22 protein-coding genes, 1 tRNA gene and 1 pseudogene are annotated in these 22,027 nt (G+C 67.0%); 13 read left to right on the top strand and 11 right to left on the bottom strand.

The genetic code is table 11. The features are described 5' to 3' along the window. Nucleotides 1–331: 331 nt before the first annotated feature. The 4 genes from pgm to WA675_RS01010 all read left to right on the top strand — a co-directional run bounded on the left by pgm (nt 332) and on the right by WA675_RS01010 (nt 4,361). Nucleotides 332–1,969 carry a phosphoglucomutase (alpha-D-glucose-1,6-bisphosphate-dependent) gene (gene pgm, locus WA675_RS00995; protein ID WP_336081092.1) on the top strand — a complete coding sequence of 546 codons (1,638 nt, stop codon included), beginning with the start codon at nt 332–334 and terminating at the stop codon, nt 1,967–1,969. Beyond that, nucleotides 1,966–3,294 carry an MFS transporter gene (locus WA675_RS01000; RefSeq protein WP_336081094.1) on the top strand — a complete coding sequence of 443 codons (1,329 nt, stop codon included), beginning with the start codon at nt 1,966–1,968 and terminating at the stop codon, nt 3,292–3,294. The genes pgm and WA675_RS01000 overlap by 4 nt, the downstream gene beginning before the upstream one ends. 105 nt (nt 3,295–3,399) lie before the next feature. Further along, nucleotides 3,400–4,104: a DsbA family protein gene (locus WA675_RS01005; RefSeq protein ID WP_336081095.1), complete on the top strand. Its 705-nt coding sequence runs from the start codon at nt 3,400–3,402 to the stop codon at nt 4,102–4,104. A 184-nt stretch (nt 4,105–4,288) separates the two neighbouring features. Beyond that, nucleotides 4,289–4,361 (top strand) — tRNA-Ala (locus WA675_RS01010). A 407-nt stretch (nt 4,362–4,768) separates the two neighbouring features. On the opposite strand, the gene WA675_RS01015 is transcribed toward WA675_RS01010, so the two are convergent. Next, entirely contained in the window at nt 4,769–5,515 is a 747-nt protein-coding gene (locus tag WA675_RS01015; RefSeq protein ID WP_336081096.1) for an AraC family transcriptional regulator, read from the bottom strand. Nucleotides 5,516–5,722: 207 nt separating this feature from the next. Here WA675_RS01015 and WA675_RS01020 point away from each other — a divergent pair, with 207 nt between their 5' ends. Beyond that, the gene (locus WA675_RS01020) at nt 5,723–6,490 is read left to right on the top strand and encodes an alpha/beta fold hydrolase (RefSeq protein ID WP_336081098.1); all 768 of its coding nucleotides are present in this window, start codon (nt 5,723–5,725) and stop codon (nt 6,488–6,490) included. A 41-nt stretch (nt 6,491–6,531) separates the two neighbouring features. Here the strand turns inward: WA675_RS01020 and WA675_RS01025 are convergent, their stop codons facing one another. After that, nucleotides 6,532–6,951: a hypothetical protein gene (locus WA675_RS01025; protein ID WP_336081100.1), complete on the bottom strand. Its 420-nt coding sequence runs from the start codon at nt 6,949–6,951 to the stop codon at nt 6,532–6,534. 261 nt (nt 6,952–7,212) lie between these two features. Here WA675_RS01025 and WA675_RS01030 point away from each other — a divergent pair, with 261 nt between their 5' ends. From WA675_RS01030 to WA675_RS01050, 5 genes are read left to right on the top strand one after another with little or no spacing between them, the layout of a single operon-like run. Next, nucleotides 7,213–7,989, top strand: coding sequence for a Crp/Fnr family transcriptional regulator (locus tag WA675_RS01030; RefSeq protein ID WP_336081102.1), 777 nt, complete (start codon nt 7,213–7,215; stop codon nt 7,987–7,989). Between the two features lie 28 nt (nt 7,990–8,017). Further along, a complete protein-coding gene (locus WA675_RS01035; protein WP_336081104.1) occupies nt 8,018–8,737 on the top strand; it encodes a hypothetical protein in 720 nt (239 codons plus the stop codon). Beyond that, complete coding sequence (locus tag WA675_RS01040) at nt 8,734–10,872, top strand: hypothetical protein (protein ID WP_336081106.1); 2,139 nt, start codon at nt 8,734–8,736, stop codon at nt 10,870–10,872. The genes WA675_RS01035 and WA675_RS01040 overlap by 4 nt, the downstream gene beginning before the upstream one ends. Nucleotide 10,873: 1 nt before the next feature. After that, nucleotides 10,874–11,941 (top strand): hypothetical protein, encoded by a 1,068-nt coding sequence (locus WA675_RS01045; protein ID WP_336081107.1) that lies wholly within the window; start codon nt 10,874–10,876, stop codon nt 11,939–11,941. Further along, on the top strand, nt 11,916–12,488 hold the full coding sequence (locus WA675_RS01050; protein ID WP_336081109.1) for a hypothetical protein: 573 nt from the start codon (nt 11,916–11,918) through the stop codon (nt 12,486–12,488). Before WA675_RS01045 ends, WA675_RS01050 begins: the two co-directional genes overlap by 26 nt. 9 nt (nt 12,489–12,497) lie before the next feature. Here WA675_RS01050 and WA675_RS01055 read toward each other — a convergent pair whose 3' ends face one another. The 7 genes and pseudogenes from WA675_RS01055 to WA675_RS01085 all read right to left on the bottom strand — a co-directional run bounded on the left by WA675_RS01055 (nt 12,498) and on the right by WA675_RS01085 (nt 17,557). Beyond that, complete coding sequence (locus WA675_RS01055) at nt 12,498–12,980, bottom strand: hypothetical protein (protein WP_336081111.1); 483 nt, start codon at nt 12,978–12,980, stop codon at nt 12,498–12,500. A gap of 53 nt (nt 12,981–13,033) precedes the next feature. Next, a complete protein-coding gene (locus WA675_RS01060) occupies nt 13,034–13,267 on the bottom strand; it encodes a DUF4352 domain-containing protein (RefSeq protein ID WP_336081112.1) in 234 nt (77 codons plus the stop codon). A 352-nt stretch (nt 13,268–13,619) separates the two neighbouring features. Next, a complete protein-coding gene (locus WA675_RS01065) occupies nt 13,620–15,104 on the bottom strand; it encodes a hypothetical protein (protein ID WP_336081113.1) in 1,485 nt (494 codons plus the stop codon). A 25-nt stretch (nt 15,105–15,129) separates the two neighbouring features. Beyond that, complete coding sequence (locus WA675_RS01070) at nt 15,130–16,074, bottom strand: hypothetical protein (protein ID WP_336081114.1); 945 nt, start codon at nt 16,072–16,074, stop codon at nt 15,130–15,132. Beyond that, nucleotides 16,067–16,477, bottom strand: a complete 411-nt coding sequence (locus WA675_RS01075; RefSeq protein WP_336081115.1) for a hypothetical protein — start codon at nt 16,475–16,477, stop codon at nt 16,067–16,069. Before WA675_RS01075 ends, WA675_RS01070 begins: the two co-directional genes overlap by 8 nt. Before the next feature lie 284 nt (nt 16,478–16,761). Continuing rightward, nucleotides 16,762–17,003, bottom strand: a pseudogene (locus tag WA675_RS01080) (Txe/YoeB family addiction module toxin). Between the two features lie 134 nt (nt 17,004–17,137). After that, a complete protein-coding gene (locus WA675_RS01085) occupies nt 17,138–17,557 on the bottom strand; it encodes a winged helix-turn-helix transcriptional regulator (protein WP_336081116.1) in 420 nt (139 codons plus the stop codon). An 87-nt stretch (nt 17,558–17,644) separates the two neighbouring features. Here WA675_RS01085 and WA675_RS01090 point away from each other — a divergent pair, with 87 nt between their 5' ends. Beyond that, complete coding sequence (locus WA675_RS01090) at nt 17,645–18,469, top strand: hypothetical protein (protein WP_336081118.1); 825 nt, start codon at nt 17,645–17,647, stop codon at nt 18,467–18,469. A 339-nt stretch (nt 18,470–18,808) separates the two neighbouring features. Beyond that, nucleotides 18,809–19,411 carry a TetR/AcrR family transcriptional regulator gene (locus WA675_RS01095; protein ID WP_336081119.1) on the top strand — a complete coding sequence of 201 codons (603 nt, stop codon included), beginning with the start codon at nt 18,809–18,811 and terminating at the stop codon, nt 19,409–19,411. 1 nt (nt 19,412) lies between these two features. Here the strand turns inward: WA675_RS01095 and WA675_RS01100 are convergent, their stop codons facing one another. Both WA675_RS01100 and WA675_RS01105 read right to left on the bottom strand, forming a co-directional pair. Further along, nucleotides 19,413–20,759 (bottom strand): permease prefix domain 1-containing protein, encoded by a 1,347-nt coding sequence (locus WA675_RS01100; protein WP_336081120.1) that lies wholly within the window; start codon nt 20,757–20,759, stop codon nt 19,413–19,415. Beyond that, nucleotides 20,759–21,121: a PadR family transcriptional regulator gene (locus WA675_RS01105; RefSeq protein ID WP_336081122.1), complete on the bottom strand. Its 363-nt coding sequence runs from the start codon at nt 21,119–21,121 to the stop codon at nt 20,759–20,761. The genes WA675_RS01100 and WA675_RS01105 overlap by 1 nt, the downstream gene beginning before the upstream one ends. Nucleotides 21,122–21,315: 194 nt before the next feature. Here WA675_RS01105 and WA675_RS01110 point away from each other — a divergent pair, with 194 nt between their 5' ends. Next, nucleotides 21,316–22,020, top strand: coding sequence for an LppP/LprE family lipoprotein (locus WA675_RS01110; protein WP_336081123.1), 705 nt, complete (start codon nt 21,316–21,318; stop codon nt 22,018–22,020). Nucleotides 22,021–22,027: the final 7 nt, after the last annotated feature.

The raw sequence follows: 22,027 nt of genomic DNA on the forward strand, positions 1-22,027 counted from the left end.
CGTTTGCCCGGTATTCGCTGAGGTGTGGGCGCGCCACGACCGGGCCTGCCGAGGCGGACGCGGCGGATGTCGGTGGCTGTCGATACCATGAGCAACGACCATCAGCGGATCGGAGCGGAAACGCACGCCGACCGCGGCGACGGAAGGGGGCCGGGAGGATGAGCGGCGAGGCGTCCGCCCTGTCACCGGGCACGTCGGCGGTTACCATTGTCGGTCCGGCGCGGCCGGACGCTCCGATCGGCGCGAGTCCGGGTACGCGGCCGACCAGGTGGTTGCGCGCATGATCCTGATGACCAGCCGCGCGCAGCCGACACGGAAGGGAACCCCTGCCATGGCCCACGATCGCGCCGGACGGCCCGCCCGCCCGACCGACCTGGTGGACATCGCCCACCTGGTCACCGCGTACTACAGCCGCGTCCCCGACCCGGCCGAACCGGCTCAGCAGGTGGTCTTCGGTACCTCCGGGCACCGCGGTTCCAGCGTCGACTGCGCGTTCAACGAGGCGCACATCATGGCCATCACCCAGGCGATCGTGGAGTACCGCGCCACCCGCGGGATCACCGGCCCGGTCTATCTCGCGCGCGACACCCACGCCCTGTCCGAACCCGCCTGGACCACCGCGCTCGAGGTGCTCGCGGGCAACGACGTCACCGCGGTGGTCGACGCGCGCGGCCGCTACACGCCCACCCCCGCGCTGAGTCACGCTGTGCTGCGGCACAACCGGGGCGGCACCAAGCACCAGGCCGACGGCATCGTCGTCACGCCCTCGCACAACCCGCCCGGTGACGGCGGCTTCAAATACAACCCCCCGCACGGCGGTCCCGCCGACACCAAGGCCACCGACGCCATCGCCGCCCGCGCCAACGAACTGCTGCGCGGCGGGCTCGCCGAGGTCCGCCGGGTGCCGATCGACCAGGCGCTGAGCACCCATGTCGAGCGCTACGACTACCTCGACCACTACGTCGCCGATCTGCCGAACGCGCTGAACCTGGACGCGATCCGCGGCGCGGGCATCCGCCTCGGCGCCGACCCGATGGGTGGCGCGAGCGTGGACTACTGGGAGGAGATCGGGCAGCGCTTCGATCTCGAGCTCGAGGTGGTCAACCCGTTCGTCGACCCCACCTGGCGGTTCATGACCCTCGACAGCGACGGCCAGATCCGGATGGACCCGTCCTCGCGGCACGCCATGGCCGCGCTGGTCGGCATCAAGGACGACTACGACATCTCCACCGGCAACGACGCCGACGCCGACCGGCACGGCATCGTCACCCCCGACGGTGGCCTGATGAACCCCAATCACTTCCTGGCCGTGGCCATCGAATATCTGGTCGCCAACCGGATGTGGTGGGACGCGCTCACCAAGATCGGCAAGACCGTGGTCACCTCGTCCATGGTCGACCGGGTGGTCGGCGTGCTGGGCCGCGACGTGCACGAGGTGCCGGTCGGGTTCAAGTGGTTCGTGCCCGGATTGTTCAGCGGCAGCCTGGCTTTCGGCGGGGAGGAGAGCGCGGGCGCGTCGTTCCTGCGGATGGACGGCACCGTGTGGACCACCGACAAGGACGGCATCCTGCTGGCCCTGCTGGCCGCCGAGATCGCCGCCGTCACCGGCCAGACCCCCTCGGCCCGCTACGGCGAACTCGAACGCCAGTACGGCAGCCCCGCCTACGCGCGCGTCGACGCGGCGGCCACCAGCGCGCAGAAGGCCAAGCTCGCCCGGCTCACCCCCGACGCCGTCACCGGCACCGAGATCGCCGGGGAGGAGATCACCGGCATCCTCACCACCGCGCGCGGCAACGGCGCGCCGCTGGGCGGGCTCAAGGTCACCACCGAGAACGCCTGGTTCGCCGCGCGTCCCTCCGGCACCGAGGACAAATACAAGATCTACGCCGAGTCCTTCCTCGGTCCCGAGCACCTCACCCAGGTGCAGGCCGCGGCCGAGGAGATGGTGAACCAGGCGCTGAGCGAGTGAGCGCACCGGCCAAAGTCCGGCTACCCGCCGAGATCTGGGTCCTGATCGCGGCGGCGTTCGTGATCGCGCTCGGCTTCGGCCTGGTCGCGCCGGTGCTGCCGCAATACGCGCGCCAGTTCGGCGTCGGCATCGCGGCGGCCTCGGCCATCGTCAGCGCCTTCGCGCTGATGCGGCTGCTGTTCGCGCCCGCCAGCGGACGGTTGGTGCAGAAACTGGGGGAGCGGCGGGTCTATCTCGCGGGCATCCTGATCGTCGCGCTGTCGACCGGCGCCTGCGCGCTGGCCCAGACCTATTGGCAACTGCTGGTACTGCGCTCGCTCGGCGGTGTCGGCTCGACCATGTTCACCGTGTCGTCGATGGCGCTGATCATCCGGGTGTCGCCGCCCGCGGCGCGCGGGCGGGTCTCGGGCATCTACTCGACCAGTTTCCTGATCGGCTCGCTGCTGGGTCCGCTGGTCGGTGGTGGGCTGGCCGGGCTCGGGCTGCGGGCACCGTTCGTCATCTATATGGCCGCGCTGCTGGTGGTCTGCGTCATCGTGTTCGCCGGGCTGCGCGATTCGCCGGTGCTCGTCGCCGACGATGCCGCCGCCACGTCGGTGTTCACCTTCCGGCACGCCTGGTCCGAACCCGCCTACCGGTCGGTCCTGCTGTCGAGTTTCGCCGGTGGCGCGGCCGTGTTCGGTGTGCGGATGGCGTTCGTCCCGCTGCTGGTGGTGGAGACCCTGCACCAGGAATCCGGCATGGCGGGCGTGGCGCTGACGGTGTTCGCCGCGGGCAACGCGGCGGTGCTGTTCGTCTCGGGCCGGTTGTCGGACCGTTTCGGACGCAAACCGTTCCTGATCGCCGGTTCGGCCATCTGCGCGCTGGGTACCGGCGCGCTCGGCATCGCCCCCTCGCTGACCTGGTTCCTGATCGCCTCCTTCGTCGCCGGGCTCGGCTCGGGCATGTTCAGCCCCGCCCAGCAGGCGGCGCTGGCCGACGTGATCGGCGCGCGGGCCCGTGGCGGACCGGTGCTGGCGGCCTTCCAGATGGCGGCCGATCTGGGCACCGTGCTCGGTCCGATCGTCATCGGGTGGCTGGCCGAGCGCACCTCCTTCGGCGTCGGTATGGGGGTCACCGGCGCGCTGCTCGCGATCTCGGCCGCGGTCTGGCTGGTGACGCCCGAACCCTCCCGGATCGCGCATCCCGAAGACCCCGCTCACCCCGACCACGCCGGGGACGGCATCGACCCGCAGTGCGGCTGCGACGGCGCCGACGGGCTCCCGGTGGTGCGCGACGGTCTGGTCGCCACAGCCCGCCCGGAGCCCCACGACGTCAAGCACTGACCCGCAGGTCAACGCCATTTCCGGACGCCCGGACGCCGGGTGGCGCGTGTCTCGAGGCAGAGTGGACGGGTGAGCAGCGCCAAGTCACCCCACAATCCGCGCCCCGTGTCCAGCAACACCACCTACGCGCTGGCCGCGGTGGCGCTCGTGCTGATCGGGGCGATCGTGTTCGCCGCCTACCAGTGGGGCAACGACGGGCCGCCACCCGTGCGCAACGAGGGCTACGGCCCCGTCCACGACCCCGCCGTGCAGGTGAGCACCACCCCCGACGGCGTCATCCGCCTCGGCCGCCCCGACGCCCCCAAGACCATCGACATCTTCGAAGACCCCCTCTGCCCCGCCTGCGGTGTGCTCGAGACCAGCTACGGCCAGGAGCTGGCGCAGAAGGTCGACGAGGGCAAGCTGGCCATCAACTACCACTACGTCACATTCCTGGACGACCAGTCCAAGAGCAAGGACTACTCCACCCGCGCGTTCGCCGCGAATCTCTGTGTCGCCCAGGCTGGTTCGGGCCCCACCTACGGCAAGTTCCACGAGACCCTCTTCACCACCCGCCAGCCCGACGAGGGCGGCGCCGACCTGAGCAACCCCGCCCTGGCCACCATCGCCACCGAATCCGGCGCCCCCGAATCCGTGGCCTCCTGCATCACCGGCGGCGCCCAGCTCGACGCCGCCCGCGCCGCCGCCGCGAAGAACCTCGCCGACCTCGACACCCGCACCGGCAACAAATCCGCCACCCCCTCCGTCTACGACGGCACCACCAAGATCGACTGGTCCGACGAGAACTGGGTCGTCACCCTCGCCCCCTGATCCGTCCCGGGTGAGGTTCCCCACACCCCACCCCTCACCCGCACACCACCACCCCTCACCACCCCCTCCCGCCCCACCCCGAAATCCCCACTTTTCCGCCCTCTACCAGCCGATTTGTAGTCGCCGAGAACCATGGTGTAACTTCATTCAGGCAGCAGCGAGAGCGGCTGAAACAAAAGAACAAGGGGCTATGGCGCAGCTGGTAGCGCACCACACTGGCAGTGTGGGGGTCAGGGGTTCGAGTCCCCTTAGCTCCACTTTCGAATAAGAGGTCCGGCTTTCGAGCCGGACCTCTTATTCGTTTCCGGGGTTGTCGTCTCGGGGCAGGAGACGGAATGGCCGTCCCAGGAGACGAGTTTCCAGCCCTTGGCGGGGCTGCCCTTCACGACCACCCGGCCGGTGTTGTGCAGCGGTCGGTCTGCAGCTTGTTCATGTCCGGGTTCCGGACGGACATGAGCGCCCACACCATGATGGCGCCCGTCTTCGACGACGGCGGGCAGATCGCACCGCAACGGCCTGCTCCCGGCCCTTGCCGGTCAGGTCCGGCCCCGGCACCGACGTGTCGATCAGCCCGGAGGTACTGCCCGCGGATTCGGCGTGACGGACGAACGTGAGCAACATTTCACCGGTACTCGGCGCGGCGCCGACAACGGCCCCCGGCGAGCTACCCGGCAGGCCACGCGATCTCGTCGATCGCCAGCCACGGTGCTGACGCGACGAGGGTCGGGGTCATCGCGGTGATCGCTTTGGTGCGGCGGTGGAGATGGGATTGGTCGGCGTAGCCTGCCTCGACCGCGGCGTCCGCGGGTGAGCGGCCTGCCGACAGCAGGTGGGCGGCACGGTCGAAGCGAACGAGTTCGGCGGCGAGCTTGGGCGAGACGCCGAGGCGGGTCCGGAAGTGGGACCACAGTCGCTGGCGGGTCCAGCCGGTCTCGGTGGCGATGGTCTCGACGCGGAGGCGCCCGCCGGTGCGGACGGTCTGGTCCCAGGCGTAGACGAATTCGGGCGCTACAGCGGTATTTTCGGGCACTCGGCGACGAAGGAAAGCGTGGGCGAGGGTGAAACGCTCGTTCCACGACGGTGCCGACCGGAGCCGCTCGGTCAAGAGCGCGGCACTGCCGCCCCACAGGTTCGACAGCGGCGTCACGGAACCGCCGATCGCCTCGGTGTCTCGGAGCATTGCCGCGGCGACGACGGGGGACAGACGGATCTGCAGAACTTCGCCGGGCCCCGTGCCGGCGATACGGAAGGCACCGGCACGCAGGCCGATGACCACGCTCCCCGCGACTGGGCTCCGAGGGCTGTCGCAGACAACTCCGCGCTCGGTGAGATCGAGTAGAAGCGTGACCGCTGGATGCGGGATCATCGCGATGGCCACGGGACCGATGTCGTAGAAGCGGAAACCCGCCATCCGGACTCCCGGAGCCGGGCTACCGGCCGGGACCGCGACCTCGACCCTGCTCCAGTCCAGCGAGCAGGCGGCGGTCATACATCCCAGGCTAACCGGATCGGAACATCGTGACATTCGTCCAAGACGGCGCTACGGGTTCTCGATGACGCTGTCGGTATGAGCGAATCGAGTCCCAGTCCGACGCGAAACGATACGACGGTCCACGGGGTGCACGTCGTCATCGACGGTGACCCGGCGGCACCGCCCTTGCTACTCATCCACGGTTCCGGCGCGACCGGCTCGACGTGGGCGCCGGTGGTGCCCGCGCTGGCCTCGGCCTTTCGGGTGATCACGATCGACCTCCCGGGATGCGGCCGATCCGAGTCGGCCGCCACGTACGCGGTGCCGGAGCAGGCGGACCGAACCGCGGCAGTGATGGACGAGCTCGGGTTGCGGAACCTGACGGTGGTCGGTCACTCCAGCGGAGGATACGTCGCCACCGCGCTCGTGGAGCGTCGCCCGGACCTGGTCGGCGCGCTGGTCCTGGTCAGTACCGGGCCGAGCCCCGCGGCGCTGTCGCCCGAGCCGACGATCGTCAAGGCGCTCACCGCGCCGCCTTTCGGTCCGCTGGTGTGGGCGATCCGCACCGGCTCGATGTTCCGCCGCGGATTGGCGGCGATGGCCGCGGCCCCGATCACGGTGCCCGACACGGTGATCGCCGATCTGCGCCGGACGACCTATCGGGGATTTCGCGCGATTCTCGCCGCCAACATGGACTACATCACCGCCGCGACTGTGCCCGAGCGCCTTATCGCCGCCGGGAAGCCGGTCCTCGCGATCTTCGGCGATTCGGACCCCCGGTGGGACCCGGCCGCCGCGCACCAATACGAGGCGGTGCCGGGTGCCCGGCTCCGATACCTGCGCGGAGTCGGGCATCTGGCGATGCTCGAGGCCCCCGACACCCTCGCCCGCTCGATACTCGACCGCACGCCCTAGCCGCAGGCTTCGGCATCGAGTCTCGGACAGGGACTCGATGGTCAGCTGGAACCGGTGGGCAGCAGGCCCGCCGAGCCGCTGCCGAGCTGGGCGTCGCCGGTGACCTCGAGGACGAGGGTCTTGGTGGAGGAGCCCTGGGTGGCCACGATCGTGTAGGTGCCCTTGGCCGGTGGACGCCAGGTGCCGCGCAGCGCGCTGCGTTCCCGGTCCGGGTAGTCCAGACGCTCGGCGGAATCGAGCTCGCGGCCGTTGATCGTCAGGCTGGCGGGCAGCGCGTAGTCGGCGCCGAACATCCGGGCCATGACGGTGCAGTTGGCGCCCACGTAGTCGCAGGCGACGGGCACTTCACCACCCCAGGCGTAGATGGTGATGTCCTCCACCTCCGCCGACGCCGTCGGAGCCAGGATGGCCGGGAGAACGAGCGCGCCCGCCGCGAGGGCGGTCAGTCCTGCGATTCGCATGGGTTCGGTGGTCCTTCGCTTCGGTCTGGCAGGCCCGGCGTTCGCCGGGGAACCTCGTGAAGCGGTAGCGTTCCACAGTTTTCGGGGGCCCGGAACCCCGAAAACCCAGGGCTTGTCACCGAGTTTCCGCACCGGCATCCATCCCGCTATCACATCGCCCAGCGGAGACTGTGTGGGTGAAACGACCGAAGGCTCCAGACCTCCCCGCTAAGATCGAACATCGTTGTCGCAGTTGATGGTTGGGTCGACGCGCGGGCAACCGTGGCGTGGGGTGGCTGTCGTCGCCCTGGAGATGCCGCTGCTCGACAGGCCGGTCACAAGGGGGAATGCCGTCTGGATTCCGACGAACTGTCCCGATTCAGCCTCGAGGCGCTGCTCGATGCCGGTACGCGGCGCCAGTGGTCGACCGGATCCGCACTGATGAACGAGGGCGACCGGTCGGATCATGTCGTGATCATTCACGCCGGCCGGGTGAAGGTGACATCGGCGGCGGAGAGTGGCAAACAGGTCCTGCTCGCGATTCGTGGGCCCGGTGATCTGCTCGGCGAGTTCTCGGCGATCGACGGCCGGGCGCGATCGGCGACGGTGACCGCGCTGTCGGCCGTGAGCGCGACCGTGGTTCCCGGTCAGGCCTTCCGTGCGATGCTGCGCACCGATGGCCGGGCCGCGTTCGCCATGTTGCAGGTTGTGATCCATCGCCTGCGGGAGGCCGATGTGCAGCGCCTGGAGTATGGCGCGCACACCGTGACCGAGCGTGTTTCGCGGCTTCTGCTCGACTACGCGGCCCGGTACGGACAGGCCGATGACGATCGCGTGGTCATCACCCTGCCGCTGACGCAGGACGAACTGGCGCACGCCGCCGGGGCATCTCGGGAAGCGGTCGCCAAGTCGCTGCGGTTGCTGCGGGACCGAAAGGCCGTGCGTACCGGGCGGCGGCGCATCGAGCTCCTCCAGCTCGGCCTCCTCGCGGAGCTCGCGGGCGGTGTCCCGAGTGTGTATTCGGACGCAGACGGGCCGGGCAGGCCCGAACGAACATGAGGTAGCCCCGACGTCCCACGGAGGAATCATGAACGCACCCACGCACCGCAGCTTTCTCGTCGTCGATGTCGAGAATTCGAGTGAGCTGGGCAATGTCGAGCTCGCGGCGATGCGCTCGACGCTCTACGGAATACTCGACGACGCGCTGGCGGACTCCGTTTCCGACGTGGCCACGGAGGACAGAGGGGATGGGTTTCTTCTCATCCTGGAAGCCTCGGTGCTGGATGTGCTCGATCGCCTGGTCGGCAAACTCCTGGACGGGGTCCACGGGTACAACGGCACGGTGGGTCCGCTGGACTGGCTGCGGATACGAATCGCGGCACACGAGGGCTACGTGCACCACGGACCGAACGGCTGGTCCAGTGATGCCTTGACGGCGACATTCCGGATGAACAACGCGCCCCTGGTGAAAAAGACACTGACGAACGCCGCTCGCGCAGAGTCCGTGGTGGTCGTCTCCGACGCGGTCTACCAAGGGATCGTGCGGCACAACTACCGGCCGACGGTGACCGCCTCGGGGTATCGCAGCGCGGAGATCTCGATCCAAGGCGACGCTCGGGTCTGGATCCGTGTGCCCGGATACGCGGAGCCGCCGGTACCCGCACGGACGGACGAGGTACCGCCGGTGGAGTCCGGCGGTACGAAGCCGGTGCCGAAAGTCGACGGGGTAACCGCCAACAACATGTTCGTCGGTGATGTGCAAGCCCAGATGATCGTCGGCCGCGACAACGTCAGCAGGCCGGCGTGAAGGAGCCGAAGCCGGAGCCACAGGCGGAAGGTCCGGACCCGTCCGCGCCGAAGGAGGCAGCCGATGCCGCTCCAGCGGAAGCCGCCTCGGAAGAGGAGAGCCATCGCGATCGGCTGGCGGCCGCCGCCGGGCGCCCTGACCCACGTGCCGCGTGGTCGGCACGGGTCGGTGCGCTCGGGGAGCTGGGCGGAGGCGGGTTCTCCGCGAACAACCTCTTTCTGGGCAGCGTGCAGGTCGACACGCTGATCGGCCGGGACAACTACGCCCGCACAGCGGGGGCTGGACTGGTGCCCAGCGGAGCGGTCTCGGCGAGCATGCTCGAGGAGATCGCTCAGCAGTTCGTGGCGCCACCGGTGTTCACCGAGCTGCGCCGCAGGCTGCGCGAGCAGGCACTGTTGCTCTTCCGGGCGCCGCAGGGGTGGGGACGGACGACCGTGGCACTGCACGCGCTGCAACTGGACACCTCGGGTGGCGTGAACAAGCTCAGCCCCGATCTGCAGCTGCGGTCCCTCGATATCGAGTTCGTTCCACACTCGGGCTACCTGTGCGACGTCCTCGAGGTGGATCAGGTGCGGACCCTCCGCGAATTCCATCTCGAGCAGTTGGCCCGTCGCCTGCAGGAGGCCGGGTGCCGGTTGATCGTCTTGCTGGACAACAAGGCTCGGGTCTCGCACGATGTCGAACCATTCGTGCTGGACGGAGGTGAACCCACCCCCGCATTGCCGATTGTCTGCCATCATCTCGCCCGGAACCGATGCCTGAAGGTACTGGAGGATCCCGACGCGGAATCACTGCTCGTGGACATCACCGCTGTCCGTCCCCCAGCCCGGGATATCGCCGGTATCGCGGCGCAGCTTGCTGACACAGGACACGGGATAACCGTGGCCGAGATCAACTATCGGCGCTCGGTCTCGAGGAGCAGCGATTTCCAGGAGTGGTTCTCGCAGCTCGACAGTGAAACCAGGCCCTTCGCGATCGCGCTCGCGGTCTTCAACGGGATGCCGGTGCACCTGGTATCGACTGTCGGGCAGCTGCTCGCGCAACGAATTCAGCGTGAACAGTCGCCCGGTGATGCGGAGCAGCAGAGGTTCGTATTCAGCAAGCGAACCGCCGAGCTGCTCGATGAAGCTCAGGCCACGCTGTACTCCTCGACCGAGGACACCGAGCACGGCCGAATCCCGGTCCGAGCTGTGAAGTACACGGACGACAGTTATCCCCGCCGTGTTCTCGAGCACGTCCTGGAGGAGTATCACGCCGCGCACCAGCTGATCCGTGAGTGGCTTCGCGATCTCGGCGGGTTCGCCGACCTGGATGTTTGTACGCGTGCCGGAGTCGCGGTCGGTTTCCTGTCCACTCTGGAGTTCGATCACGCACGACAGCTGGTCATCGAACCGTGGGCGGACAGTGGCGATGAGAACGAACAGTCCGCTGCGATCGGCGCCCTCCAGTTCCCTACCCTCGTGCCCGAACTCGCGCCCCTGGTTGCCCGCATGCTCGCGGCGTGGCTGCATCGGGATCAGCCGCTGGCGCGAAAACTGACCGCGATCGCGGCGTGGGGGAGTACGGCGGGCCAGCAGATGCCGGATCACGCGATCGACATGCTGCGCGGAATGGCGCGCAGCAAGAACTGGGCCGTGCAAGACGCGGTCGGCGAGAGCATCATCCAGCTGTTTCTCGGGGTAGGTCTGACCGGCCGGGTCCTCGGTGAGCTGCGGACATGGACCGGGTCGGCGCTGTACAGCGTTCGCGAGACGGGATTCTGGTGCGTTCTGCGGTTGAGCGTGTCCATGGACGTGGACACCTCGCGGGGCGCCGTGGCGTGGCCGGTGATGGTGTTTCTCGCCGAGGCGTCGGACAAGTATCGGGACGACGTGGTGGCCATCTTCTCGCGATTGATGGACGCGCCGATCTTCATGCCCCTCGCGTTCGATGAAGTGCGCCGGTGGGTCGACCTCGCCGAGAAGGATCGCGAACTGCGCGCACCGCTGGGGCGACTCCTGATCGACTTCGGCACCGCGACGCAAGACATGGACACACTGGCCTTTCAGCTACGGGACTGGCGCGAAGACCTCAACGGTCCGGTCGCCGCCGTCGACGACTTGCTGGTGATGCTCGATCAGAAGAGGGGAAACTGAGATGTTCACCGACGGGCCGAGTCCCTTGATCCGCTACGTGGAAATGAATCGCACGTCCTGGCGAAGGTTCCGTCCCGCCGCCGGTGGCCACCTCGTGGCCGTGTCGGTCGGACGCGGCAGTGATCTGGCGATCGTGGATCGCCGGCTCTCGGCCGCCGAGGCGTATTACAGCCCGCCGCAGGCCGTGTACTGGGTGGACGTCGGAGTACACCACGCGGTCGAGAAATTCGATCTCCCGACTGCCGAGGGAGTGTTCATCTTCGTCGCCGAGGCGGATCTGTCGTGGCGGATCAGTGATCCGGTGCGTGCGGTCGCGGACCGGACTTCCAGCGGGGAAGCCGTGTACCGTCCGTTTCTCGCGCAGGAGTTCCGTCGATTGAGCCGGGGTTTCGATCCTGATCAGTTCGTCCAGGCCGAAGAGTGCATCAATGATCACCTCGGTGGTCGCAGCTTCGAGCTCGCTTGCGGCATAACGCTACTGAGTTGCGCGGTGAGACTGCGCCCCGGAGCCAGTACCCACACCCATCTCCGGGAAACCGGTCTCGACAAGCGACGAGCACAGCGGCGCGAAGCTGTCCACAGCGCTTTGATGCACTCGGCTGGACTTCATCGGGTCGAGAACGCCACCCTGCACGATCTGGTGCGCCAGAACACGACGCACCGTCGCGAGATCACCGAGCTGGAGCAGCACCATCAGCTGATCCTCGAACAGCAGCGGATGGGTGTCTACGCGGATGCGTTGCAGACCGGCGAACTCGGCGTGCTCGCGTTGCGACTGGCGACGAACAGAGAGGACGTGAACCAGGTCATCCAATTGATGATGGACCAGAAGAAGCTCGATTTCGATTCCGCTCGATTGACGCTGAACGCGCTCCTGGAGCAGCGTTTGGTCAACCGCCGCGATGTGCAGGACATCATGGCGCACGCGACCAAGCTCGTCGCGGGACAACTCAGCCCGCGCGGGCCGGTGAGTGCCGTGCCGCCGAAGTCGCCCGAGCTGACCATTCTGGCGAAGCCTCCCGTCGAGGAGGCCGAGATCGTCGATGCGCCCGGCAACGATGATGGCTAGCCCGACGCCCGTCGGAAACGCCTTGGCGGAGCTACCTCTTATCGGTGATTTCCTCGGGCAGGTGGACCGGCTCCTGCTCGATCTGGGGTACTCGGTCTGGTGGGCGCAGACCATCGAGTTCATGATCCTGATGACCGTGCTCTTCGTCGTACTCACGACGGTGCTCGGCCGGTTCGTCCCGTGGGTGAGCAAAGCGCTGGCCCACCGGACGGACCGCCTGGTCGCACCGCTGCCGGCGCTGCTGCTGGCTCCGGAATGGGTGGCGACCACGCTGATCGTCAAATTCGGCGGTACCCCCGGCCGCGTCGTCTACGGATACGGTGACGGTGTGCTGCTGCTCGCCGACGGCGTGCAAGCGCTGCTGGCGGGCGGATTGCGGATCCTCGGCGTGATCGGCCGGTTCGGCCGACCGATCACCTGCCTTCTGATCGTGCTGGGATTTCTTTCATGGAACAGCGGATCCTGTGTCGGCGGCGAGTCGCAGACCTGCGTATCGCCCGCCCGGCACTGGAGCCAACAGCTCGACGACGCGGCCGCGCCGCGGTGAGCACGGGGGCTATCCCCACAGCGTCGCCAGGAACCAGACCACGAAGACGACCACGCTGACCGCACTCCAGCGCAACGCCACCGCGAACCGGCGGTACTTGCGCCTGGCGATCTCGGCGAGTGCGCCGGCTTGACGCCAGGCATGGTCGGCGAGCGCCGGTGCGGGTGGCCGCCTGCTGCTTTCCCCGGGAAAGGTCAGGAAGCAGAACCAGTTTCCCGCACCAGCTCCCCGCAGATCCGGTCGCAACGTGACACCGAGGTATCCCATGCACACGATCAGGCTGGTGGACAGGACGATCGCCACCGCACCCGAAGCCACGCTCATATTGCTCCGGCCCACAGTGACCAACCCGGTCAGGGCGAAGCCGTTCGCGGTCAGCAGTAGTCCGGCCTTCGTATCGGCGGCGAGGATGACCCGGTTGAACTCCGAGATCGTCCGGAGGGCGGTGTTGAGATCGTCGACGCGGCCGAGTCTTCTCGTGGGAATTGTCATGAGACCAGGGGACCATCGGGCCGAAACGGTCTCCAGGTACTAAGACACAGTCGTCAGCGGAGTGCGACTTTCGCGCCGCCGTCGTTGACGTTGATCCCGGCCATCGTGTCGTTCTCGAACTCCCGGCCCTGGTCATCGATCAGCTTCTGGTTGTTCGCCCAGTAGGACTGGGCCTTGTTGCCGATATTGGTGACCGTGGGGTGTACCAGGATGTACTGGCCCTGAGCGGTCTTCGGCGGATAGGGGTTGTCGCCGACGACCTTCACCGGAGGATCGATCGCCGTCACGACGAACTCGAATTTGCCGTCACGAACGACCGATCCGGCCGCGGCGACATCGTTGTCGGGCGCCGCCTGCGCGCCCGGAGCGGAAGGCGCGACGTGGTGAACGTCGCAGCGGCTTTGTCATCGCTGTCGCTACTGGCCACCAGCGCGAGGCAGCCGCCCAATCCGCACAGCACGAACACCCCGACGATCACCAGGATGATTTGATTGATCGACCTTGAAAATCGCTGGTATCGAGCGTGCTTCGGGGTGTTTCGGTCGATTGACTGGCGTCCTGCTGTGTGGTGACCCCCACCGTCATCGCGGGAGCTACCGAGGTAGCTGGTGGCCTATCGCGTCTACAGGCGAAGGGGAACTACTTGACGGCTTGAACGCGGAATGACCACTGGCCGCTTTCCGGGCTCTCGCAGCTGGCCACCCTGCCCGTGCTCGCGAAGGTCCCCGCCGTGGGCATGGAGCAGCTCCACCGTTCATTCGAAATCCAATTGATGTTGCCCCCGGTTGCCGGAGGGCTGGAACGGTACTCCAGATAGTAGGTTCTTGCCTCTGTGCACGTTATATCTCCCATCAGATCGGCAATTCGTTCATTCTGTCCTGTGGGGCTGACAACGTCGCACTGTGTTCTTGCTGATACAGCCTGCGCGAGCCTGGAAACCCCGGCGGCCTCCGGGCGTGGGCGGAACGCAACAACGTCATCAATTACATACTCGGTACCGCTGTAGGTAAGTGTCAAAGTTCCTGCGTCGCAATGCATCGTGTCTGCAGCGCCGAAAATGCCACAGGCTCGGACATGGCTGTATTCGCCACCTCCGTTGGTTGAACCGGCTCGTTCTATGTAGCGGGGCGACGTGTTCTTCGGAGATCGTTCCGGTTCCCACTGCAACGACTCGGTATTCAGCTGAAAGTTCCCGATGGTTCCGAATGAGTAGTCCGCTGCAGAATTCGTGCTGAGTTCGCCAGATGATTCGGTCTCTCGACAAGAAATGGATCCGAAAGACGCTCGGAATGAACCGCTTTCCCACCAGATATCGTTCACCATTATATCGGCGGTGTCTATGCTGGCTAGGCTTGATGGTTCGGGTACAGAAACTCGGGCGCCGTCGGGAGTCAGTAGTTGCACAATTGCCTCCGGCTGTTGCTCGCAGTACCAGCCCGGCAGATCGGGAGCTGGGCTGGCGGCGACGACAGTGCTATCTGCCGCAGTGCTGCCAACGGCGACCTGTCCGATGCCGTTGTCCATCGTGTACTCGATCGCATGTGAACCATCGAACGTATACAAGCCGAGCTTGAATCCTTCGTGCTGGACGTTGTGGGAGGCGATAAGGTTTGTCCAGCCACCGAACCGCAGGCGATTGTCTGTTGTTGGCACCTGTGTACTGAGATCTTCGACCACGGCGTTTTCGGCGAACGTCCAGCTCCGGAAAAGGAAGTTGAGACCCGATGAGCTTCCGGTCGTGATAACTGAACTTGTTCCGCGGGCGAAGATGTCCTGACAGTCCTCGCATCTGTATCGGTCGATTCGACCAGCTGCGGCGTGTACAACGATCAGACTACCGGGCTCATCGGAGGCCCCGTTGGTCAAGACCACGGCCTGAGACCCGTCATTTGTCCAGACGACATCCTCGGGGCTGACGGCAAGAGGAAGATTGAGTTGTCGGCCACCAGAACTTCCGACGATCACTTCATTGGTGGTCGTGTACAGCCAGTCGACCGGGAAACCCGCTTGGACCGACTCCAGCGGTTGACTACCGGTGGGTGTGGATGCTCGGTTATTCAGGTGGATGGATATCGCCGCCGCAGCAATGGCTACCACTACCGCCCCGGTCCATGCTGCGATCACCAGCGATCTTCGGTTCACCGTGCCTCTATTTCAAAGCGGACTGGGGGTCGATCGGCATAACGCCACGCGAGGGGTACGGCTCGGGTACGTAGACGGACTGATACCCCGAGTGCGGCGCCTCGGTACTGCCGGGGCTGCTGCCGGAAATTCTGAAAGGTATTCCCGAGTCGTCCAGGTCTTGGAATACGGTGGCCTGGGACGATGCGACGTACGTCCGTAGGCGAAATGAGCAATCGAATCTGTTCGTTGTGGCATACAGGGTGAATGAAACGATTTCGTGCCCACCGAGTACGACCGTCTTGGCGCGAAAGTAGTCGGCGCCGCGCGAGTCCGAGTCTTGCACGTAGGAATTCGGTGCATCCAGGTCTACGAACAGTTGAACATTCTCTACAGAGCCGCCTTGCTTCGGGAACTGGATGTAGGTTCCGCTCGCTGGGGCCGAGCATTCTTTGACGGCTGACATGCCGACAATCGAGATGGATTCCGGTAGGTTGTTCCTAACAGCGAAGGTTGCGACACCGTCTTTCAGGGGTAACGCACCATGAGCTTTTCTCCACGTGCGCAGAGTGTCCAGGTTCGACGACGTTCGATCGTTGAACTCATCGAGTTCCGATGCCGACATCTCCAGCTTGGTCGGCAGTACGAGAGGATCGGTCAAGCCGTTCTCGAGCGGCGTGGAACTGACAACCGACAGGGGGAGGTTGTCGGTTTGCGCCGGTACCGCTTCGCCACTGAATGGCTTGAGTATCTGCCCGGACGCTGGTTGCGCGGTCTCCTGGTTGGGTAACCCTGCCCAGGCGAAAGCGCCGATTATCGCGAGTATGGTCACCGTCAGGGGAAGCAAGTAGTGCCATGGAACAGGCTTCTGCGCATGGTTGACGTTCAACGTGCCGCTGTTCACGGATGCGACGAAACCCGATTCTCGGGCAACAATGTGTTGCGCGTGAGTGTCGCCCGGCTCATCAGCCACGGAAGTCTACGTTCATCGTGCCTTCGCCGAGTACCGCAATCTTGCCTTGGTCGTGGGCAACTGCGGTGATTCTTGTGCCCGCTGACTTCCCTGATTCGCGAAGGAGGGCCGCAACTTCTTCGGCGCACGCAGGATCTGCATGCAGGCGATCGGTCAGTTCCACGCGCAGCGTCTGTTGCAAGGCTGATGATCCGGGATCTGCGGCAAGCTCGGCCAAAGCGGGTGTCGTGGTTGCGCTACCAGTTCCCAGTATGCGCCGGAGGATGCGACGCCCGAGCGCAACGGTTGCATCGGCCGACTCCGACTGGACCTGGCTCAAGACATTGGCGCCGTAGGCGCCGATCGCGGCAGTCACAAAGGGCCAAGCCGTCGCGATGACCTCATTGATCTGTGGTGCCGTCATACCGACCCCTCGGGGACGCCGATTCGCATGCTGACACGATATCCGAATGGTATTCCACTACATCAGGTTTCGGCATTCCGGGCCGGTACCTCGTGGTCGATCTCGGTGCGATCTTGACTAGTAGGTCCTTCACTTGCTCTCATGGTCTACCTGATGGGCCGACTTCACCGTGAGATTCACCGCCGGATGCGGCGCTGACGGAGTCCGACCTTCGGGATCACCGCCGAACAGGCCGACGGCACCGGCGAGATGGCCTTCAACGCGGGTCTTGTCACCGAGTGCGGTCAGTAGTGGTAGCGGGCCTGGGCGATGAGAATGTTGTTCCCGGAGACGGCATAGACTAGGCGGTGCTCGTCGTTGATCCGGCGTGACCAGTACCCGGACTTGTCGCCATCAAGGGCTCGGGCTTACCCAGCCCGGTGAACGGGTCCCGTTCGATGTCGTTGATCGGGCGCGTGATTCGCAGCGCCATCTCGCGATCGGTGTGGAGATCCAGTGGCCGAGCTCTTCCGCGAGCGCTCCATATCCACCTCGATCACCTCGCCGGATTCGAGCTGCGCGATGCCCTGGGCGAGACGGGTGGCGTTGGGTGGGGAGCTCGGTTGGGCGAAGTCTCTGGTCATCCCCGGCGGGCAGGGCGGCGGTTCTCGTGGAAGGTCTTCAGTGGATGTCGTGGTCGGGGTGTGTCGCGTCGTAGGTTCGGCGGGACTCGGCGATGGTTTCGCGGTGGGCGAGGGACCAGGTGGCGAGGGCTTCTACCAGGTGGGTGAGGGAGGCGCCGGTGGCGGTGAGGCGGTAGTCGACCTGGGCGGGGACGGTGGGGTAGACGGTGCGGGTGACGAGGCCGTCGCGTTCGAGGCGGCGGAGGGTGAGGGTGAGCATGCGCTGGGAGATGCCGTGGATGCCGCGCTGGAGTTCGCGGAAGCGGCGGGGGCCGCGGGCGAGTTCGACGACGGTCAGGACGGACCATTTGTCGCCGACGCGGTCGAGGACGTCGCGGATGCCGCAGTCCGGGTGTTCGGGCAGGCCGCACGGGTCCAGGTCGGCGGGCAGGGTTACTTCGGTGTGCGTGGGTGACATGAGAGTGCCTTCTTGTGGGTCCGGCGGTGGCGGGTGAGGATTTCACTGTAGTTACCGAAGAGAACCACACGGGGAGAAGGCAATTCGATGATCATGGTCACCGGCGCACACGGTCAGCTCGGCTCGGGCATTCTGGCTCGGCTGCGGGCGGCGGGCGTTCCCGCGGTGGGTGGGAGCCGCACGGTCGCCCCGGGTATCCGCTCGCTGGACTTCGACGCACCGGAAACGCTGAACCTGGCGGGTATTTCGACGCTGGTGCTCGTCTCGGCCGGGTATGCCGAAGACGATCTGGTGATCGCGCGGCATCAGGCGGTGATCGACGCGGCCGTGCGTGACGGCGTCGGGCACGTCATCTACACCAGCCTCGCCGGTGCGGGTGACCACCTCGCCTTCGCCCTGGCCCACCGCGCCACCGAACGCCTGCTCGCGCAGAGTGGGCTGCGCTGGACCGTGCTGCGCAACGGCCTCTACGCGGAGCTGTTCGGTGCGTCGCTCCCGTGGGCGGACGCGGACAGTATCGAATCGGCATTCGGTACAGGTGCGCTCGCGGCGGTCGCCCGGGCCGACCTCGCCGAGGCGGCGGCCGTCGTCGCCGCCGCACCCGACGCCCACGCGGGCCGCGCCTATGAGCTCGTCGGCATACCGATCACCGCCGACGCGGTGGCCGAGCAGCTGGGCGTGCGGCACCGGGACATCGATCTGGCCACCCTCCGCGACCGGGTGCTCGCCACCGACGGGCTCCTGCCGTTCCAGCCGCCGATGGTCGCGTCCATCGCGACGGCCGTCCGTCACGGATTCCTCGCCGCGCCGGGTCCCGACCTGGAAGTCCTGCTCGGCCGTCCACTGACCGACCCGCTGACCGTCGCCGCCGAGACAGCCGCGCTGTCGCGTCCGGTGCCTGCCGTGCGGTGACCTGCCGCAGCGGCATCGGACGACTGGCCGCACTGGTCCGTGCGGGCCGACCGGATCCACCGGCCCGTCCTCGCCCACGCGCCACCCGGAATCGGCGATACTCGAGCTACCCCGGGCGCGATGCCCATCGAACGAGAGGCGTGCGGTGACGCCGGTGTCGGTGCTCGACGCTGGTGCTGGCGGGGGCGGGCTCGATGGGGCGGCGTGGGTGGTTCCGCCGCTGCTCGGCTGCGTCGCCCTGGTCGTCGGGTACTGACGCGCTGTTAGGATCCGGCAGTCAGCACACCCGACGAGCAGCGAAGCGAGACAGTGGACGGCCAGGACGCAGGGGATGGGCAGGTGGGGCGGCCCGCGCCGAAGAGCTCGCGTGGCCTGCGGACCAGGGCGGCGCTGGTCACCGCGGCGCGGGAGGTCTTCGAGCGCGACGGGTTCCTCGACGCCAGGACCAGCGATATCGCCAAGGCCGCCGGGGTCGCCTCGGGCTCGTTCTACACCTACTTCGACGGCAAGGACGAGATCTTCGCCGAGGTGGTGCGCCAGCTGCGTGAGGAGATGCTGCACCCGCACGTGCGCGAGCGCACGGGGGTGGACGATCCGCGCGAGCTGATCGCCGCGGCCAATACCGAGTACCTGCGTTCCTATCGTCGCCACGCGCGGCTGATGGCCGTGCTCGAACAGGTCTCGCAGGTCGACGAGTCCTTCCGCGCGCTGCGTTACGAGCGCGGGTCGGCGCTGATCGAGCGCAACGCGGCGATGATCAGGGAACTGCAGGAGCTCGGGCGCGTCGATGCCGAGCTGGATGCGAGGGCGACGGCGCTGGCGCTGTCGGCGATGGTCAGCCGCACCGCGTATCTGGTGTTCGTGGGTGGCGAGCCGGTGCCGTTCGAGACGCTGGTGGAGACGCTGAACCGGCTGTGGTTCAACGCCCTTCGCCTCACCTGACTCACGCGAAGGCGAACAGCGGCGGGATCGCGCAGACGACCGCGGCCGCCCAGATCCCGTACACCGGCAGGTAATCGGTCTGCCACCGTTCCAGAGCGGCGAAACCGCGCCGCCCCCGGAGGAAGCCGATACCCAACCACGCCGACCACACCAGATTCACCAGCAGCACCACATTCATCCCGAGCGCCACCACTTTGTTGGGCGTGGAACCGAATTCGGCGATCCGGGTGAGCATGGCCGCCAGCATCACCACGTCGACGGCCAGCGCGCTGATCACCAGCACCAGCTGCACACGATCGAACAGACCGGGCGGGGCCAGCGGGTCGCGCGCCGAGATCGAGTACAGCAGCAGGCCGAGGACCAGCACCAGGATCAGGTCCATCAGGATCAGCAGGGTGCGGTCGACATCGAGCACGCTGCGGGTGGTCGCGAAGGCCACCAGTAAGGCCAGCAGCATGAGAATGGTCAGCGGGGTGAACACCCTGGTCAGCACGGGCGCGATGTTCTCAACCACGCTCTGTTTGGCCTCCACCAGCCAGGCCGCCACGATCACCGCGCCCGCCGCGCCGAACGGCAGCACCCAGTCCTCGAAGATCGGCTCCACGTCGATGTCGAGGGTGCTGAAAGCGCCCGCGGTGAGCCCCATCAGCACGCCGCCGCCGAGCGCGAGCAGGCTCAGATAGACGACCCATTCGCCGGTGAACCGGATGAAGTCCATCCGGCGCCGTTCGCTGCGCCAGTCGCCTCCGGCATAGGCGAGGCCGACGACGAACCACAGCGCGATCGGGGCGTGGATGGCGGCGATGATCTCGGTCGCGCCGCCCGCCTCGAACGGATACAGGTTCAGCACGAGCGCCGCGAGGACGAACGAAACCACCAGCAGCGCCGCGACTTTCCCGCCGACCTGCCGCTTCCAGGCGAAATAGCCCGCGAGGAAGGGCAGGACGAGCAGGCTGACATTCAGTCCGAGATGGGGATCACCGAGGAAGGTGATGCCCGCCTTCAGCGCCAGCGCGGCGCCGACGGCGAGCCCGAGCACCACGGTGAGCTCCCGATTGCTCTGGCGCTCATCGTCTTCGGTCGCGGCGGGCAGCAGGACGAGCTGCTTCCACAGCCGTTCGGAGTGCTCGCGGGCGAACTCGCGGGAGATCGTGTCGACGGCACCCATCCGCTTGACCGCGACCAGGAACGCCTCGTCGTCGGCGAGGCCCGCGTCCCGCAGGGCCGAGATCCGTTCGCGCAGATGGTCTTCCATCTCGTCGATATCGGCGACCGAGATGGCGCGGTGACGCTGGACGTAGCCGCGCCACTGGTCGATGTGGGCCTGCAGCTGTGCGTCGGTGGTCATCACGCCCATCCTTTCGCGATGGTCGGCGGGCGGGTGGCGTCGCGCCAGACCTGCTCGAGCGCCTCGGCCACGACCTGCCACTGGGCCTGCCGTTCGGCCAGGGCGGCCCGGCCCGCGTCGGTGATCAGGTAGTGCTTGCGGCGGCGTCCGCTCTCGGCGGTGCGCCAGGTTGACGACACGTACCCGAGCCGCTCCAACCGGTGCAGCAGGGGGTAGAGCATGCCGTCGGTCCACTGCATCCGGCCGTGCGAGAGCGTGGTGACCTGCTCGAGGATGGCGTACCCGTAGGACTCGCCCTCGGCCAGGATGCCCAGCACGAGGGGTGTGGCCGAGGCCGCCACCAGGTCTTTGTCGATCCGCATGGGGCTCCTATACCTAGAAGTGCTAGGTCATAACCTAGCAGATCTAGGTATGAATGCCGGTCGTCGTGCTCAGGGGGTGTGGATTTCGCACCCTAGGGTGATAATCCGCCGGGATCGCCTAACGCTGCCTCGGAAGGTCCCGATGTTGCCTTCGTACGCGCAATCGCGCACTGGGGACTCGGAATCGAGGAAACATGAACAAGGCAGTTCGGATGGGTGCGATGGTCGCGATCGCGGCGGGCTTGGTCGCAGGCTGCACCGACACCGACGGCGTGGTGACCATGCCGTCGACCTCCCGCGCGACCACCTCGGTACCCACGACGGCGCCCGGCGGGGGCGACGTGCCGGGCGGTGGCGCACCCGGCGTGACACCCGCGCCGGATGGTGGCGCACCCGCGGTGACGCCCGCGCCGGACGGCGGGCCCGCGGTGACCCCGGCACCGGGTGGGACGGCGGCGCCGGTGGTGACCCCCGCGCCCGCCGACGACATCAGCGGCCCCGGCCGCTGCATCGACCCGTCCTCGACCGGCGTGCGGAACGCCGTCGCCGGACTGGGCGACGGCTGGGTGACCACGCAGGCCGCCACCGACGCACCGGGTGACTGCGGCCAGCTGCTGTGGGCCCGCGCGGTGGGCGGCAATTCGGCGGGGGCGCCGATCCACATTCTGTTCTTCCACGACGGGAAGTACCTGGGCACAGCCACTTCCGAGCCGTACGCGTTCACCTCGGTGAGCGGTTCGAACGGCAATTCGGTGAGTGTCGACTACAAGTGGCTGGTCGCCGACGAGCCCTTCGCCGCGCCCCAGGGTGGTCCGGCCACCATCACCTACACCTGGACCGGGTCCGGCGTCGCGATGAGTGATCCGCTGCCGTCCGAGGTCACCCAGCCGCACCGCTGAGGACCGG

Origin of the sequence: Nocardia sp. SSK8 (assembly GCF_037034205.1) — a bacterium.
Lineage (GTDB): Bacteria > Actinomycetota > Actinomycetes > Mycobacteriales > Mycobacteriaceae > Nocardia.

What these genes read in the sequence shown, in the direction of transcription:
- WA675_RS01100 (WP_336081120.1), bottom strand. Translation starts at nt 20,759, where the DNA reads ATGACCACCGACGCACAGCTGCAGGCCCACATCGACCAGTGGCGCGGC.
- WA675_RS01090 (WP_336081118.1), top strand. Translation starts at nt 17,645, where the DNA reads ATGATCATGGTCACCGGCGCACACGGTCAGCTCGGCTCGGGCATTCTG.
- WA675_RS01110 (WP_336081123.1), top strand. Translation starts at nt 21,316, where the DNA reads ATGAACAAGGCAGTTCGGATGGGTGCGATGGTCGCGATCGCGGCGGGC.
- WA675_RS01085 (WP_336081116.1), bottom strand. Translation starts at nt 17,557, where the DNA reads ATGTCACCCACGCACACCGAAGTAACCCTGCCCGCCGACCTGGACCCG.
- WA675_RS01015 (WP_336081096.1), bottom strand. Translation starts at nt 5,515, where the DNA reads ATGGCGGGTTTCCGCTTCTACGACATCGGTCCCGTGGCCATCGCGATG.
- pgm (WP_336081092.1), top strand. Translation starts at nt 332, where the DNA reads ATGGCCCACGATCGCGCCGGACGGCCCGCCCGCCCGACCGACCTGGTG.
- WA675_RS01045 (WP_336081107.1), top strand. Translation starts at nt 10,874, where the DNA reads ATGTTCACCGACGGGCCGAGTCCCTTGATCCGCTACGTGGAAATGAAT.
- WA675_RS01035 (WP_336081104.1), top strand. Translation starts at nt 8,018, where the DNA reads ATGAACGCACCCACGCACCGCAGCTTTCTCGTCGTCGATGTCGAGAAT.
- WA675_RS01075 (WP_336081115.1), bottom strand. Translation starts at nt 16,477, where the DNA reads ATGACGGCACCACAGATCAATGAGGTCATCGCGACGGCTTGGCCCTTT.
- WA675_RS01105 (WP_336081122.1), bottom strand. Translation starts at nt 21,121, where the DNA reads ATGCGGATCGACAAAGACCTGGTGGCGGCCTCGGCCACACCCCTCGTG.
- WA675_RS01055 (WP_336081111.1), bottom strand. Translation starts at nt 12,980, where the DNA reads ATGACAATTCCCACGAGAAGACTCGGCCGCGTCGACGATCTCAACACC.
- WA675_RS01025 (WP_336081100.1), bottom strand. Translation starts at nt 6,951, where the DNA reads ATGCGAATCGCAGGACTGACCGCCCTCGCGGCGGGCGCGCTCGTTCTC.
- WA675_RS01050 (WP_336081109.1), top strand. Translation starts at nt 11,916, where the DNA reads ATGCGCCCGGCAACGATGATGGCTAGCCCGACGCCCGTCGGAAACGCC.